The sequence below is a fragment of the Frigoribacterium sp. PvP054 genome, assembly GCF_040547465.1.
In the GTDB taxonomy this organism is placed as follows: Bacteria; Actinomycetota; Actinomycetes; order Actinomycetales; family Microbacteriaceae; genus Frigoribacterium.
The window spans coordinates 162299-176955 of sequence record NZ_JBEPPU010000002.1; the positions used below are offsets into that span (position 1 = coordinate 162299).

Consider the following 14657-nt stretch of genomic DNA (forward strand, 5'->3'; position numbering starts at 1 on the left):
CAGTCGAGCGATCACCGTGCCGCCCACGTCCCGACGTGGGCGGCACGTCGTGGCTCCTCGCCCCCTCCCCCACCCGTTCCGAACCCGAGGAGACCGATGAGCGTCTACGACGTCTGGGCCCCTGAAGCGACCACCGTGCACCTGCACCTCGACGGCGAGCTGCTGCCGCTGACGGCCGAACCCGAGACCGGCTGGTGGCGGGCCCCCGCCGACCTCGACCGCGGGCCGGGCCACCGCTACGGCTTCGTGCTCGACGGCGGCGACTCCCCCGAGGGCGAGACGCCGCTGCCCGACCCGCGATCGCGCCGCCAGCCCGACGGCGTGCACGGCCTCAGCGAGACCTACGACCCGTCGGCCTTCGCCTGGACCGACGACGCCTGGACCGGGCGTCAGCTGGCCGGGTCGGTCGTCTACGAGCTGCACGTCGGCACGTTCACGCCCGACGGCACGCTCGACTCGGCGATCGAGAAGCTGCCGCACCTCGTCGACCTGGGCGTCGACCTCGTCGAGCTGCTGCCGGTGAACGGCGTGAACGGCCGCTGGAACTGGGGATACGACGGCGTCGACTGGTTCACGGTCACCGACAACTACGGCGGACCGGAGGCCTACCAGCGCTTCGTCGACGCCGCTCACTCGGCCGGCCTGGGCGTCGTGCAGGACGTCGTCTACAACCACCTCGGCCCCTCGGGCAATTACTTGCCGCTGTTCGGCCCCTACCTGTCGAGCAAGCACGCCAACACCTGGGGCGACAACGTCAACCTCGACGACGACGGCGCCCACGAGGTGCGCGAGTTCATCCTCGACAACACGGCGATGTGGCTCGACGACTACCACGTCGACGGCCTGCGCCTGGACGCCGTGCACGCGCTCAAGGACGACAGCGAAGTGCACCTGCTGCAGGAGCTGGCCGAGCGGACCGCCGCCCTGAGCAGCCACCTCCGCCGCCCGCTCTCGCTCATCGCCGAGAGCGACCTCAACGACCCCCGGCTGATCACCCCGCGCGACGGCGGCGGCTTCGGCCCCGACCACCGTCAGGGCTACGGCCTCGACGCGCAGTGGAGCGACGACTTCCACCACGCCGTGCACGTCGCGCTGACCGGCGAGACGACCGGCTACTACGCCGACTTCGAACCGCTCGGCGCCCTCGCCAAGGTGCTGACCAGGGGGTTCTTCCACGACGGCACGTGGTCGTCTTTCCGCGAGGCCGAGCACGGGTACCCGGTCGACACCGAGCACATGCCGACCTGGCGGCTCGTCGTGGCGAACCAGAACCACGACCAGATCGGCAACCGGGCGATCGGCGACCGCCTCGCGGCGACGCTCGACGACGGCCAGCTCGTCATCGCCGCAACCCTGACCCTCGCGGGACCCTACACGCCGATGCTCTTCATGGGTGAGGAGTGGGCCGCCTCGACCCCGTGGCAGTTCTTCACCTCGCACCCCGAGCACGACCTCGGCGAGGCCACGGCGAAGGGCCGGATCGAGGAGTTCGCCAAGATGGGCTGGGACGAGTCGTCGGTGCCCGACCCGCAGGACCCCTCGACCTTCGAGAACAGCAAGCTCGACTGGTCCGAGCTCGAGACGGGTCGGCACGCGGTCCTGCTCGACGCCTACCGACGCCTGGGCGCCCTGCGTCGCAGCGAGCCCGCGCTCACCGACCCGCGCTTCGGCGAGACGAGCGTCGAGTACGACGGCGACGCCCGCTGGCTCGTGCTGACGCGCGGTGACCTCAAGATCGCGATCAACCTCGCCGACCAGGAGGCGCGGGTCGCGGTGAGCGCCGAGACCGTCCTGTTCGCCAGCGACGGGTCGATCACCCCCGGGTCGAGCCTGCTGCTGCCGGCGCACTCGGTCGCGATCGTCCGCTGACGCCGCACCACGCACGACGCGCGCGCCCGGGGCTGACCACCCCGGGCGCGCGCGCTGTGTGCCGCCTCCCTGCTAGCGCGTCGACACGCCGCCCCGCACGGGCCCGACCCGGTGCGAGGTGGCGCGGACGCTCGGCAGGCGACGGTGTCGCACGACCAACTCGACGACGGCACGGGTCCGTCGTCGCAGACCCCAGAGGGTCACCTTGGTCAGCGACTCCCTGACGATCGAGCCGCTCATCTTCGAGGCACCGTGGATGCGCTCGGTGAACGTGATCGGAGTCTCGACGACCCGCAGGCCCGCTTGCAGCGCGCGCCAGAGCAGGTCGACCTGGAAGCAGTACCCGCGTGACTCGACCCGGTCGAGGTCGATGCGACGCAGCGCCGACGACCGGAACACCCGGAACCCGCCGGTCGTGTCGGCCACCCGGATGCCGAGGGCGCCGCGGGTGTACCAGCTGCCGCCGCGGCTGAGCAGCTCGCGCCGCAGCGGCCAGTTCTCGACGGCCCCGCCGGGCACCCAGCGCGAGCCGAGCACCAGGTCGTTCTCGCGCAGCAGCTCGAGCATGCCGGGCAGGTACTCGGGGTGGTGCGAGCCGTCGGCGTCCATCTCGACGAGGGCGTCGTAGCCGCGCTCGAGGCCCCAGGCGAAGCCCGCCAGGTAGGCGGCGCCGAGGCCGGCCTTCTCGGTGCGGTGCATCACGTGCACGCGCGGGTCGCGGGCGGCGTAGGCGTCGGCGAGCTCGCCGGTGCCGTCGGGCGAGCCGTCGTCGACGACGAGGACGTCGACCGAGGCGCCGGAGGCCAGGGTGCGCCCCACGATCCAGTCGAGGTTCTCGCGCTCGTTGAAGGTCGGGATGATGACGAGTGCGTCGTTCATGGTGGGGTCCTTTCCCGTCGGGTGGGAGTCGGAGGTGTCGGGTGTCGGTGGGTGCGTCGGGTTCAGGAGGCGCGGCGGGGGCCGGCGGGGCGGCGCCGGGTCACGAGGTGACCAGGTCGGCGAACACGATGAGGTTGTCGACGTAGTGCCCGGTCGACCGGTCGAAGGTGCCGTCGCAGGTGATCAACCGGAGGCCGGGCGTCGGGCTCGCCCCGTAGACGTCGCTCGTGGGGAACGTCGCCTTCGGGGTGCGCTCGCTGCCGGTGACGCGGAAGGTCTCGACCGAGCCGGTCGAGAGCGTCACCATGACCTCGTCGCCCGTCGTGAGCTTCGCCAGGTCGACGAAGACGGCCGGGCCGCTGCCCGAGTCGACGTGGCCGGCGATGACGGCGGGGCCGACGGCGCCGGGCACGACGCCGTCCTGGTACCAGCCCGCCGACTGCCAGGCCTTCGGCGGGTCGAGCTCGCCCTGGGCGCCGAGGCCGAGGTCTTCGAGGCCGGAGTCCACGCCGATCGACGGGATCTGGACGCGGACGGGGGTGGCGTCCGCCGGGGGCGCCGTGTACGACGGTGCCGCCGGGTCCTGGAACGCACCGGCCGACCCGCGGGCGGCGTCCGGCGTCGAGGTGGGCGAGGGCGTGGCCGAGGCCGAGGCCGAGGTGCCGTCGGGCTGTGCGGCCACGGCTGCCACGGTCACGCCGCCGGCCACGAGCACCACGGCCGCTCCGGCCGCGAGGACGGCTGCACGGTGGCCCGCCACGAAGGTCGCGAGGCTCATCGGGCCACCGCCAGGGGTGAGCAGGCACCGAGGCTCGTGCCCTCGAGTTGCAGGGCGGCGAGCGCCGCCCAGGCGGAGCCGTAGTAGGTGGGGGTCGACTGCGAGAGGTCGTCGGCGGTCCGCAGGTCGGCGGACGCACGGTCGTCCTGGCCGGCGCTGGCCTCGGCCGCCGCGCGGGCGGCGTAGGCGAGCGGGCTCTGGTCCGAGCCGACCGACTGCCCGCCGAGGTCGAGCTGCATGGGCAGTTCGTCGTACCGCTGCAGCACGCCGGCCATCGACGCGGCCAGGGCCACGTCCTCGGGCTGGCACGACTCGGCGTAGCGCAGGGCGAGACGGCCGGCGTCGTAGCTGTACTGCACGCTGCCCGACGACCCGTCGGCGCTCGGCAGCGGCACGGTCGTGCCGTCCTGCCGCACCTGCGCCCAGTCGCTCGGCAGCGCGGTCGAGGCGAGGATGTTCGTGGTCACGGCTCGTGACCCGGCCTCGAGCTCGGCCCAGCGGGGGTCGCCGCTGGCCTCGCCGAGCTGGGCGAAGGTGGCGGGCGACGCGTACGAGGGGTTGTACGACCAGGGGCCGGGGCCCATGGCCCAGGGGCCCGGCAGCAGGATGCGGCCGACGTCGGTCGAGACGGTCATCTCGTCGAGCACGTCGGTGCCGAGGTCGACGCCCGAGGTGGTGAGGTCGGGGCGGTCGAAGGTCGAGCCGGCGAGCACGAGGGCCCGGGCGGCGTCGACGTCGGCGTCGCTGGCGGGCATGTCGTCGACGACCGCGCCGTCCTTCCACTGCCAGGCGAGCAGGCCGTCGGGGCGGACGAGCTCGTCCTGCGTCCAGGTCCAGATGGCGTCGAAGCGCTTCTCGTCGCCCACGGCGACCGCGACGAGCATGCCGTAGGCCTGCCCCTCGCTGACCGTGTCGTCGCCCTGGTCGCGTCGGACGACCCGACCGTCGTCGTCGACGTAGTCGTCGAGGAAGTCCTGGCCGATCTCGGTGGCGGTGCGGGCCTGCGGGGTCGGGGTGCCCGTGCCGGGGGTGCCGGTCGCGTCCGCGCCGGCGCCTGCCTGGTCCGTCGACGGGCCGCCAGACCCTCCGACGACGAGGGAGGCGATGCCGGCCGTGACGGCGAGGGCCACCACGACGGCCGCTGCGAGCAGCGCCTTCGTCTTCTTCGTCATGTCGTTCTCTTCTTCTTCGTCTCGATGCCGTGGGCGGACCGCCGGGGCGGGCCGTCGTGCGGGGCCGTGGGGGTCGGGGAGGCGCGGTGCACGCGGTCGTCCACCGCGCCTCCCCGTCCGGCCGGGAGCGTGCTCGGCGTCAGATGCCGAACCAGCCGAGCACGGTGGCCCAGAGGCCCTTCGACTCGCTCTTCTGGGGGTGCTCGGCGAGGTAGCCGCCACCCGTCTGGACGCCGCCGACGGGTGCCTGCGCCGTGGCGGCGCTGTCGACCACGGGGACGATGGTGATGCCACCGGTCGAGTTGTCGAGCACGAACAGCGTGTTGATGCTGCCCGCGGCGAGGTCGACGTCGCTGGTGCCCGTGACCTTCTGGCCGGTGAGGTCGAGGGTCCACGGACCGGCGGCCACCTGGGCGTAGCCGCTGGCGCTGCCGAAGGGCGCGTCCTCGGCGATGGTGGTGCCCGTGCTGGTGGCGACGGTCACGGTCTTGCTGACGTTGGCCGCCTGCACGAGACGGACCTTCGCCTGGCCCTCGGCCGGTGCCGTCAGGTCGTCCTTGAAGACCTGAGTCTTGAGGTCGTCGTTCGGTCCGTAGGCGACGGCGGTGATCGGCTGGCCGCTGTCGACCGTGATGTTCGACGTGATGACCGGCTTGGCGTCGGTGGGCGCGTCCGCGGCGGTCATCGAGACGACGTACGTCCCGGCGGCCAGCGCCTGGTACGGGCTGACCTGACCGTAGGTGACGTCGTCGAGGTCCATGACGACCTGCCCGCCCTTGAGCGAGGTCAGGGTGACGTCGACGGCCTTGGTGTCGGGCGACAGGTGGCCGACGCGCACCCAGCCGTCGCCGTCGGCGGCGTTCGCCGGCGAGACGCCGACGAGCGAGCCGGCGAGGGCGACGCCCGCCGCGGCGGTGAGGGCGAGCACCGTCGCGAGGCGACGACGCCGGACGGGCTGTCCGGGAGCGGTGGCGGCGAGGGCGCCGGTGGTGCGTGAGAGGGAAGCCATGTGGCTGGTCCTTTCCGGTCGGGTGTCCCACCCGGGGGTGGGACGCGGTGAGGAGGTGCCGGTGCCCGCCGCGGGGGCGGGCACCGGCGTGGCGATCAGTTGCTGAGCACTCCACTCGGCGCGACGGCCGAGAAGGTGACCTGGAGCCCGTCGCCCGAGGGGACGACCGACTCGGGCACGTAGACGCTGCCCAGCCCTTCGAGCGTCGACCGGAGCTGGTCGACGGACTGGCCGCCCTGCGGGGTGACGTCGAACCGACGGAACAGCGCTTCTTGCTCGCCCGGCAGCGCCTGCGGGTCGGCGACCGAGATCGGACCCATGGCGGCCAGCTGCCCGAGCACGATGATGGCCCGCGGGTCGAGGCGGCCGTCCGAGAGCGCGGTCCGGAGCGTCGACGAGATCTGCAGGTTCGGGTTCTGCGCGAGCTCGGCACCGGCCTGCGACCGGGCCGACGCGGCGTCGTCCGCCTCGGTCTGCGCCTGGGCCTCGCCCTGGCTGTCGATCTGGCGGATGTTCACCTGCTGGTCGCCCTCGCCGAAGGTGGCGACGACCGTCGAGTTGGCGAGCGCGTCGCGGATGTCGGCCGAGGCCGCCCCCGAGGTGCGCACCGACTCGGTCTCGAACAGGTAGTCCGAGTCGCGCCAGCCGTTCGGCGACTGCGCCTGGACGGCACCGTCGGTGTCGATCTTGTAGAACCAGATGACGTTCTCGCGGGAGAAGCCGGCCTTGACCAGGTCGACCCACACGGCGTCGTCGACCAGCAGGCGGCTGTCCTTCGGCACGTTGGTCTCGACCCAGGTCTCGGCGTTGCGCATCGGCGCGTCGAGGTCGCTGTCGAGGAACCCGCGCAGCTGGACGGCCCAGAGCGGCACGACGGCGACGATCGCGGCCAGGGTGAGGGCCAGCCACGCGACCGAACCGGTGCGGGTGGCCGCGGTCGAGAGGGCGCCGGACCGACGGGCCCGGAACGCCTTCACCGCGTGGTCGGTGACCGCCGCGACGAGCAGCGCCGCGAAGGGCAGCAGCATGATCACGTAGGGCACCGGCAGGTACCCGCCGGGGCGGAACATGAACGCGATCAGGAACACCATCATCACGCCGAGCGGACGCAGCTTCTTCACGAACACCGCGACGATCGAGGCGGTGGTGCCCAGCACGATGAGCACCTGGTCGAGCTGCCACCACTGCGACACGGTCGCGAAGAACAGGCTGCCGGTGTCGAACACCGAACCGCTGGCCTCACGGGTCGCGAGCTGGAACTGGATGCCCTCGAGCAGGCTCACCCGGCCGGCACCCGGCAGCAGCTCGCCCTTGACCGCGGCGAGCGCGACGTAGCCGAGGCCGACGAGCACGAGCAGGCTGGCCGCGATCGACAGGGTGTAGCGACGCGTCGCCTTGTCGGCACCGCGCCACATCATCCAGGCCAGGAAGGGCAGCGCCAGCAGGTACGTCTCCTTCGAGAGCACCGCGATGCCGAACGACAGCGAGGCCGCGGCGAAGCCGGCGAGCTGGTAGCGACGGCTCAGGGCGAAGACGAACGCGGCGAGCAGCCAGGGGGTGGCGACGTTGTCGAGGTAGACCGTGCGGTGGAACTGCAGGGCCAGAGGCGACACGGCGAACACGAGGCCCGCGACGGCGGCCGCGGGGCGGCTCAGGCCGAGCTTGCGTCCGAGCAGCCAGACGAGGACGACCGAGACGATCGTGAAGAACAGCATCGCCTCACGGGCGGCCAGCACGGCCACGTCGTACCGCGAGAAGGCTCCGGTCAGGGCCGTGTAGGCCGAGATCTGCAGCCAGCCGACGGGCGGGTGGTCGTACCAGTAGGTGTAGTGGGCGATCTCGCCGAGGTTCTGGATGGCCCACGCCTGGGCGGTGTAGGTGCCCTCGTCGTCGATGCGCTGCGGCGAGCCGTCCATGTTGAAGGCCTGGACGACCGCGGCGATCGCGAGGACGGGCAGCAGCCAGGCGAGGCTCGCGCCGTGCCGCCGGAGCCACGAGGCGGGCTTGGCGCCACGGAGGTCCTTCGTGGGCACCACGGGGGCACCCGGGCTGTTCGACACGGTGGTGTCGGCCGCGCGGGGGCGGTTCAGCGTCGACGTCATCGGTCACCTCCGGTCATGGCCATGGCGGGCTCCTGCTGGGAGGCGCGGGGCGCCTCCTGCGGTTCGGTCGCGACCTCGTCGCGGTGGGCACCGGTGTGCTCGGTCTTCTCCCAGGCGTTGAGGCCGCGCAGCTGGCGGAAGACCGCCCGGACCGCGGCGAGCGCGAGGAAGATCTGGTAGGGCAGCAGACCCCAGACGAGGCGGAAGTAGTCTCGGGCACGGACCTTCTGGCCGTAGACCCGGCCGAACTCGCGGAGGCCCGTGAACTCGACGGCCAGCAGCACCAGGGTCGGCGCCAGGGGCACGAACGAGACGAGCGCGATGGCCGTCGGCACCTTGGTGGTCAGGATGAGGATCACCGAGATGGGGATGAGCAGGCCCGTGGCCGCCTGGATGAACGGCATCGTGAGCAGGTAGCGGGCCATCAGGCGCTGACGCAGGCGGGGCAGCTTCTTCCACTCCCCCTTGCCGTAGACCTGCATGAAGCCCTGGTTCCAGCGCGTGCGCTGCTTGAGCAGCGAGACGAAGGTGCCGGGGGTCTCCTCGCGGGTGACGACCTCGGGGCTGTAGGCCACGACGACCTTGGCGCCGGCGCTCGAGAGGCGGACCCCGAGCTCGCAGTCCTCGGCGAGGCACTCGGCGTCCCAGCCCTGCGACCAGTCGAGCCAGTCCTTGCGGACGAAGACCGTGTTGCCGCCGAGCGGGATGAACTTCTCCTTGGCGTGGAAGTGCAGGCGCGAGCGGAACCAGAAGTAGTACTCGAGCACGTTGCGGAGGCTCCACCAGCTCGACTGGAAGTTCATGAGCTGCACGCCGCCCTGCACCACGTCGGCGTCGGTCTCGGTGAACCGCGAGTCGACCAGGGTCAGCAGACGGGGGTGCACCTCGTCCTCGGCGTCGAACACGCCGACGATCTCGCCGCGCGAGGTCTGCAGGGCGAGGTTGAGCGCCTTGGGCTTGTTCTTCGGCACGCTCGAGTCGACGATCACGCGGATCAGCTCGGGGTGACGAGCGGCGGCCTCACGGGCGACCCGCTCGGTGCCGGGGTCGTCGTGGCCGACGATCGCGATGATCTCGAAGTCGGGGTGGTCCTGCATCGCGAGGCGGTCGAGGGTCTGGCCCATGACCTCCTCCTCGTGCCGCCCGGGCACCAGGAGGGTGAACGAGTGGGCGGGGTCGAGGGGGTTCGCGCTGAACTGGCTGTCCTCGAGGTTGTCCTTCGAGCGCCAGGCGTGCAGCATCCACCACAGGGTCGACACGGCGACGGCGGTCAGCAGGATCGTGACGACGATGAGCGACGAGTAGCCGATCCATTCGAGCGGCGACCAGTCGGGCAGCTGGAAGCCGATCATCGACTCGGTCGCGCCGGTCGTGCCACGGTTCGGCACGAACTGCGACGGGTCGGAGGGGGCTTGCGGGGTGAGCAACGGGGCGGGTTCGCCCGCTGCGAGATGTGATGTCGGGATCTGGGTCGGGTCAGTCGACACAGGATCACTCTCCAGTCAGTGGGTCGGGTGCAGGTGGCCCTGCGGGGTGTTCTGTCGGGTGGGGTCGTCGATCGGCACGGGGCCGACGACGGTGGCGAGCGCGGCCGACGCTTCGGGGGCGTCGGTCGAGGAGGCGACCGCGGGCGAGCCGCGGAAGACGAGATGGCGGTACGCGAGGTACCGGAACACGGTGCCGAGCACGAGCCCGACGCCGTTCGCCGCGACGTTGTCCGCGAGCTGGCTCGTGAAGCCCAGCACGTAGTGCGAGACGAACAGGCAGGCCGAGGCGACCAGCAGGCCGCCCACGTTGACGAGGCCGAAGGTGATCGCCTCGCGGACGACGGCCTGGTTGCGGCCCCCGCGGAAGGTGAGGTACCGGTTGCCCAACCAGGCGACGACCGTCGCGACGACCACCGACAGGACCTTGGCCCCGATCGGCTTGTCGTCGAGCAGGGTCGAGCGCAACAGGTTGTAGACGCCGACGTCGACGACGAAGGCGATGCCGCCCACGGCGCCGAAGGTCGCGAGCTCCTTCACCCGGGCGACGAGGCGCAGGGGTGGTGTCGGGTTCGTCGAGGCGGCACGGTCGGGACGCGCCCCCCGGACGGGGTACTCGGTTTCGGGCATGTCACCGGTTCGGGGGGCGTCGGCAGATCGGTTTGGTCGGGGTACGCCCGTCTGGGTCAACTGCCAGGTGGGCGACATCTGCCGTTCATCTCGTCACGGGCTCGTCGACCCGGCCGGGCCGGACGCTCAGCGCCGCGGCCGTCGCCGCCGGGGCCGTCGCCGGGGCCGTCGCCGGCTCCGGTCCGGGCGCCGGCAGGGGTGCCGCCTCGGTCGCCCGCGCACCCGTGCCCCCGAGTTCGGCCGCGATCGCCGCGACGACGGCGGCCAGGGTCACCAGTCGGCCGGGCACGGTGCCGACGACCACGAGGAGGCGCTCCCGGGCCGTCGCGCGCCTCCCCTGCTCGGCGGCCACCTCGGTGGTCGCGCCCACGTCCAGCAGCTGGGCCAGGGCGGCCGGCAGCACGGGCACGAGGGCGAGGGCGACGACGAGGGCCGGCGCCCCGACCGCGACGGTCGACGCGAGGACCGCCGCGCCCACGACGGTCGTGGCGGCGTCCAGCAGGGGGTCGGTGAGCACGCCGAGGGCCCGGCGCCTCGCCTTGGGCCGCAGCCGTCGCCAGTCACCCTTGCCGAGCACCTGCAGACACCCCCTGACCGCTCTCGTCCGGGCACGGAACAGGTCGCCGAGACCCCCGGGCGCCCGCTCGACGGTGGTCGTGCCGGGCGACGTGGCGACGACGACGCGGGCTCCGGCGACGGTCATGCGGACGCCGAGGTCGAGCCCCGCCTCGACGCAGGACGCATCCCACCCACCCGCCCAGGCGAGCCACGAGTGGCGGACGAAGAGCGTGCTGTCCGACAACGGGACGAAACCGGCGCGTCCGTGGGAGCGGACGACCGACCGGGCCCACCACCAGCGGTCGACCGCCGACCGGGGCGACCACCACGGCGACGGTTCGAGGGCCGGGCGGCTGGCGTGCTGCACCGCGTCGGCGTCGGTGCGGGTCAGGACCGAGTCGACGAGGGCGAAGAGCCGCGGGTGCGGGCGGTCCCCGGGCGAGAAGACGCCCACGACCCCGTCACCCACCGCGGCGAGTGCGTCGGCCAGCGACGACGCCACGGTCGGGGACGGGCCGGCCGAGCGTCGCGCGGCGACGATCCGGACCCGTCCGGGGTGACGGCGGACGGCCGACGTGGCGACGTCGTACGTCAGGCGGTCGTCGGGGTCGACCGCCACGAGGACGTGCACGTCGGGGTGCTGCTGCCGCGCCAGCAGGTCGAGGGTCACGGCCAGGCCGGCGGGCCCGAGCGCCGGCACGAGGGCCGTGAACGAGTGGGCGGCGGGCAGCACGGGCCCGTCGAGGTCACGGTGGCCGAGCTCCTCCTGCTCGCGGACGAGGTACAGCCGTCGGGCCGTGCGGCGGAGCGACAGCACGACCGCGAGGGCGACGAGGACGGCGAGCACGACGACGCCGACCCACTGCACGCTCGACCAGTCCGCCCACGGCAGGGTCGCCGCCACGCCGTCGACCGAGCCCGTGGGCGAGCCGCCGCGGTTCGGCGCGAAGGGCGTCGGGGTCGCCGGCAGCGTCGGCGTCAGCACGGGGCCGGGCGCCGCCAGGGTCGGGTCGGAGGTCACGGTGGTGCTCCAGTCGGGGTCGGGTCTGCAGGAGCCTCGGATGCCTGCCCCGGGGTGGGACGGCGGCGTCCGACACGTCATGTCCCCCAGGCGGGGGACACGACCTGATGAATCGTCACTGTACGCCACGAGAGTCGACCGCACACCCCCTCACCCCGACCACCGGGGCGCGTAGCGTGGGGCCATGGAATTCAGACACCTCGGCGACAGCGGACTCAAGATCTCGGAGATCACCTACGGCAACTGGCTGACGCACGCGTCCCAGGTCGAGAACGACGTGGCGACGCAGTGCGTCCGTGCCGCCCTCGACGCCGGCATCTCGACCTTCGACACCGCCGACGCGTACGCGAACACGGCGGCGGAGCAGGTGCTCGGCGACGCGCTCAAGGGCGAGCGTCGCGAGAGCCTCGAGATCTTCACGAAGGTCTACTGGCCGACCGGGCCCCGCGGCCACAACGACGTCGGCCTCAGCCGCAAGCACGTCCTCGAGTCGATCGACGGGTCGCTCCGTCGGCTCGGCACCGACTACGTCGACCTCTACCAGGCCCACCGGTACGACCACGAGACCCCGCTCGAAGAGACCATGCAGGCGTTCGCCGACGTGGTCCGGGCCGGCAAGGCGCTCTACGTCGGGGTCAGCGAGTGGACGGCCGAGCAGATCCGCGCCGGGCACGAGCTCGCGGTGCAGCACGGCATCCAGCTCATCTCGAACCAGCCGCAGTACTCGATGCTCTGGCGCGTCATCGAAGCCGACGTCGTGCCCGCGAGCAAGCGCCACGGCGTGGGGCAGATCGTCTGGTCGCCCGTCGCGCAGGGCGTCCTGACCGGCAAGTACAAGCCGGGCGCCGAGCTGCCCGCGGGTAGCCGGGCCACCGACGACAAGGGAGGCGCGGACTCGATCAAGCGCTTCCTCACCGACGAGGTCCTCACCGGGGTCGCGAAGCTCGAACCCGTCGCGGCCGACCTGGGGCTGTCGATGGCGCAGCTCGCCATCGCCTGGGTGCTGCAGAACGACAACGTGGCCTCGGCCATCATCGGGGCGTCCCGCCCCGAGCAGGTCGCCGACAACGTCAAGGCGGCGGGCGTCACCCTGCCCGCCGACGTCATGGCCCGGATCGACGACGCCCTCGGCGACCTGGCGGAGAAGGACCCCTCGAAGACCGTCTCGCCCGAACGTCGCCCGGCCTGAGCACGGCACCTCCGACCCCGGTCGGACACCTCCCGACACGACGGGAATGTTGTCCTACTGGATGCGCTTGCATATACTCGTACCAGCTTCGATGACACGTCATCGACCTCGACCTCACACACTCAGGAGAACACCATGAGCATCACCGCAGAGAAGATCCCCGCCGGCACCTGGAACCTCGACCCCACCCACAGCGAGGTCTCGTTCAGCGTCCGTCACCTGGCCATCAGCAAGGTCAAGGGCTCGTTCGAGTCGTTCGACGCCTCGCTCGTCACCGCCGAGGACCACACCGCCTCGAAGGTCACCGCGTCGATCGACGTGGCGTCGGTCAACACCAACCAGAAGGACCGCGACGGTCACCTGCAGACCGGCGACTTCTTCCTCGCCGAAGAGCACCCCAAGATGACCTTCGTGTCGACCAGCATCGAGGAGAAGGGCGACGACTCGTTCCTCGTGCACGGCGACCTGACCCTCCGCGGCGTCACCAAGCCCGTCACCCTGAAGAGCGAGTTCGGCGGCCTCGTCGTCGACGGCTACGGCCAGACCAAGCTCGGCTTCTCGGCCACCACCAAGATCGACCGCACCGAGTTCGGCGTCACCTGGAACGCCGCCCTCGAGGCCGGCGGGTTCACCCTCGGCAACGACGTCACCGTCACGCTCGAGATCCAGTTCACGCTCGCCGCGTAGGCAGCCACGGCACCGGGAAGGGCCCGCTCTCGCACGGCGAGGGCGGGCCCTTCCGCGTGCGGCGGGTCACGGGCCGGGCCCGCCCGCCGATCAGTCCGTCGCGAGCACCCGGCGCAGCACGGCCCGCTCCCCCAGCGTCCACGCCGCGCTCGTCACGAGGTAGAGGCCGGCGGCCAGCGGCGCGAACGCGGCGAAGGCCACGCTGACGAACGGCAACCAGCGCACCATGCCCGCCGTGCCGACCGGCGCCTCCTGCCCTCGCCCCCGACCCGCCGACGGGCTCGCCCCGGCGCCCGTGAAGCGCAGGGTGGCGCGCCGGCTCAGCTCGACGACGATCGCGAGCAGGACGAGCAGGACGAGGTACGGCCAGATGGCTGTGAGGCCCGTCCCGAGGGTGACGACGAGGTTGGCGCCGAGGGCCGCGCCCCCGAGGGTGTGCGACAGCAGGGCGTTCGCGTGACCGGCGATCTCGGAGTGCGCGAAGAGCGAGTACACCGCGGTGAGGACGGGCGCCTGCGCGAGCGTCGGCAGGCACCCGGCCAACGGCGAGACCTTCTCGGAGGCGTAGAGCGCCGTGAGCGCCTTGGACCGCGCCTCGGGGTCGGCGATGCGCCGGTTCAGGTCGGCGATCGCCGGGGCCAGGCGGCGTCGGGCGATCTCGGCGCGCACCTGCGAGACGCCGACCGGCACGAGCACGAGACGCACGAGCAGGGTGAACAGCACCACGCCGAGGGCGGCGGCGGACGCCCCCGCGACGGGCTCGACGAGAACGCCGAGGGTGGTGACGAGCGATTGCAGGCCGTCGAGGACGACGGCGATCGGGTGGAGGGTGGACAGGTCCATGCGGACTCCTCGGTCAGAGAGACGGTGGGTGTCTTCTGGCCGCCGAGGGCGTCGGGACGACGCGGGCGCGGAGGCGCTCAGGCGGCCGGGACGGCCCGCCCCGGCGCTCGTGACCGCACGTGCCCGCGGGCGTCGGGGTCGCGGCGCCAGACGAGGAGGCGCGTGTCGGCCCCTTCGCGGAGCGTCACCTCGGGCACCGCCGCCGCCAGCCCGCAGAGGGTCGACACGACACGGGCGACGCCCAGCGCGACCACGGCCGTCGCGGCGCCGAGCAGGCCGACGAGCACGACCGCGGACAGCGGGGCCCCGCCGGACGACAGGACGGCCTCGACGAACGCCACGAGCGGTGCGAGCATCGAGAGGCCGGGGGTCATGCCCCGACACTACCCCGCGCCACCCCCCTCCACGAGGGCGGCGGGGCAGCCTCGGGACGACC

General features: G+C 72.6%; 13 protein-coding genes. 3 read left to right on the forward strand and 10 right to left on the reverse strand.

The annotated features are described in order from the left end of the window. The first annotated feature begins 96 nt into the window (after positions 1 to 96). The gene (gene treZ / locus ABID81_RS03575; RefSeq protein ID WP_354593452.1) at positions 97 to 1869 is read left to right on the forward strand and encodes a malto-oligosyltrehalose trehalohydrolase; all 1773 of its coding nucleotides are present in this window, start codon (positions 97 to 99) and stop codon (positions 1867 to 1869) included. A gap of 72 nt (positions 1870 to 1941) precedes the next feature. Here treZ and ABID81_RS03580 read toward each other — a convergent pair whose 3' ends face one another. The 8 genes from ABID81_RS03580 to ABID81_RS03615 form a co-directional block, all read right to left on the reverse strand. After that, complete coding sequence (locus ABID81_RS03580; RefSeq protein WP_354593453.1) at positions 1942 to 2748, reverse strand: polyprenol monophosphomannose synthase; 807 nt, start codon at positions 2746 to 2748, stop codon at positions 1942 to 1944. Positions 2749 to 2848: 100 nt separating this feature from the next. After that, complete coding sequence (locus tag ABID81_RS03585; RefSeq protein WP_354593454.1) at positions 2849 to 3526, reverse strand: class F sortase; 678 nt, start codon at positions 3524 to 3526, stop codon at positions 2849 to 2851. Next, positions 3523 to 4698 (reverse strand): glycosyl hydrolase family 8, encoded by a 1176-nt coding sequence (locus tag ABID81_RS03590; RefSeq protein ID WP_354593455.1) that lies wholly within the window; start codon positions 4696 to 4698, stop codon positions 3523 to 3525. Before ABID81_RS03590 ends, ABID81_RS03585 begins: the two co-directional genes overlap by 4 nt. Positions 4699 to 4837: 139 nt before the next feature. Beyond that, positions 4838 to 5707, reverse strand: a complete 870-nt coding sequence (locus ABID81_RS03595) for a DUF4397 domain-containing protein (RefSeq protein ID WP_354593456.1) — start codon at positions 5705 to 5707, stop codon at positions 4838 to 4840. A gap of 95 nt (positions 5708 to 5802) precedes the next feature. Next, positions 5803 to 7809, reverse strand: coding sequence for an ArnT family glycosyltransferase (locus ABID81_RS03600; protein ID WP_354593457.1), 2007 nt, complete (start codon positions 7807 to 7809; stop codon positions 5803 to 5805). Continuing rightward, positions 7806 to 9296: a glycosyltransferase gene (locus ABID81_RS03605; RefSeq protein ID WP_235491532.1), complete on the reverse strand. Its 1491-nt coding sequence runs from the start codon at positions 9294 to 9296 to the stop codon at positions 7806 to 7808. The genes ABID81_RS03600 and ABID81_RS03605 overlap by 4 nt, the downstream gene beginning before the upstream one ends. Before the next feature lie 15 nt (positions 9297 to 9311). Continuing rightward, the gene (locus ABID81_RS03610; protein WP_354593458.1) at positions 9312 to 9923 is read right to left on the reverse strand and encodes a GtrA family protein; all 612 of its coding nucleotides are present in this window, start codon (positions 9921 to 9923) and stop codon (positions 9312 to 9314) included. Positions 9924 to 10008: 85 nt separating this feature from the next. Then, on the reverse strand, positions 10009 to 11502 hold the full coding sequence (locus ABID81_RS03615) for a glycosyltransferase (protein WP_354593459.1): 1494 nt from the start codon (positions 11500 to 11502) through the stop codon (positions 10009 to 10011). A gap of 184 nt (positions 11503 to 11686) precedes the next feature. Between ABID81_RS03615 and ABID81_RS03620 the strand changes: the two genes are divergently transcribed. Both ABID81_RS03620 and ABID81_RS03625 read left to right on the forward strand, forming a co-directional pair. After that, positions 11687 to 12691, forward strand: a complete 1005-nt coding sequence (locus ABID81_RS03620) for an aldo/keto reductase family protein (protein WP_354593460.1) — start codon at positions 11687 to 11689, stop codon at positions 12689 to 12691. 135 nt (positions 12692 to 12826) lie between these two features. Next, on the forward strand, positions 12827 to 13378 hold the full coding sequence (locus ABID81_RS03625; protein ID WP_354593461.1) for a YceI family protein: 552 nt from the start codon (positions 12827 to 12829) through the stop codon (positions 13376 to 13378). A 90-nt stretch (positions 13379 to 13468) separates the two neighbouring features. On the opposite strand, the gene yidC is transcribed toward ABID81_RS03625, so the two are convergent. Both yidC and ABID81_RS03635 read right to left on the reverse strand, forming a co-directional pair. After that, positions 13469 to 14221: a membrane protein insertase YidC gene (yidC, locus tag ABID81_RS03630; protein ID WP_354593462.1), complete on the reverse strand. Its 753-nt coding sequence runs from the start codon at positions 14219 to 14221 to the stop codon at positions 13469 to 13471. Positions 14222 to 14298: 77 nt separating this feature from the next. Further along, positions 14299 to 14595 carry a DUF6412 domain-containing protein gene (locus tag ABID81_RS03635; RefSeq protein ID WP_354593463.1) on the reverse strand — a complete coding sequence of 99 codons (297 nt, stop codon included), beginning with the start codon at positions 14593 to 14595 and terminating at the stop codon, positions 14299 to 14301. Positions 14596 to 14657 lie beyond the last annotated feature (62 nt).

What these genes read in the sequence shown, in the direction of transcription:
- ABID81_RS03610 (WP_354593458.1), bottom strand. Translation starts at nt 9,923, where the DNA reads ATGCCCGAAACCGAGTACCCCGTCCGGGGGGCGCGTCCCGACCGTGCC.
- yidC (WP_354593462.1), bottom strand. Translation starts at nt 14,221, where the DNA reads ATGGACCTGTCCACCCTCCACCCGATCGCCGTCGTCCTCGACGGCCTG.
- treZ (WP_354593452.1), top strand. Translation starts at nt 97, where the DNA reads ATGAGCGTCTACGACGTCTGGGCCCCTGAAGCGACCACCGTGCACCTG.
- ABID81_RS03620 (WP_354593460.1), top strand. Translation starts at nt 11,687, where the DNA reads ATGGAATTCAGACACCTCGGCGACAGCGGACTCAAGATCTCGGAGATC.
- ABID81_RS03595 (WP_354593456.1), bottom strand. Translation starts at nt 5,707, where the DNA reads ATGGCTTCCCTCTCACGCACCACCGGCGCCCTCGCCGCCACCGCTCCC.
- ABID81_RS03625 (WP_354593461.1), top strand. Translation starts at nt 12,827, where the DNA reads ATGAGCATCACCGCAGAGAAGATCCCCGCCGGCACCTGGAACCTCGAC.
- ABID81_RS03580 (WP_354593453.1), bottom strand. Translation starts at nt 2,748, where the DNA reads ATGAACGACGCACTCGTCATCATCCCGACCTTCAACGAGCGCGAGAAC.
- ABID81_RS03585 (WP_354593454.1), bottom strand. Translation starts at nt 3,526, where the DNA reads ATGAGCCTCGCGACCTTCGTGGCGGGCCACCGTGCAGCCGTCCTCGCG.
- ABID81_RS03635 (WP_354593463.1), bottom strand. Translation starts at nt 14,595, where the DNA reads ATGACCCCCGGCCTCTCGATGCTCGCACCGCTCGTGGCGTTCGTCGAG.
- ABID81_RS03590 (WP_354593455.1), bottom strand. Translation starts at nt 4,698, where the DNA reads ATGACGAAGAAGACGAAGGCGCTGCTCGCAGCGGCCGTCGTGGTGGCC.
- ABID81_RS03600 (WP_354593457.1), bottom strand. Translation starts at nt 7,809, where the DNA reads ATGACGTCGACGCTGAACCGCCCCCGCGCGGCCGACACCACCGTGTCG.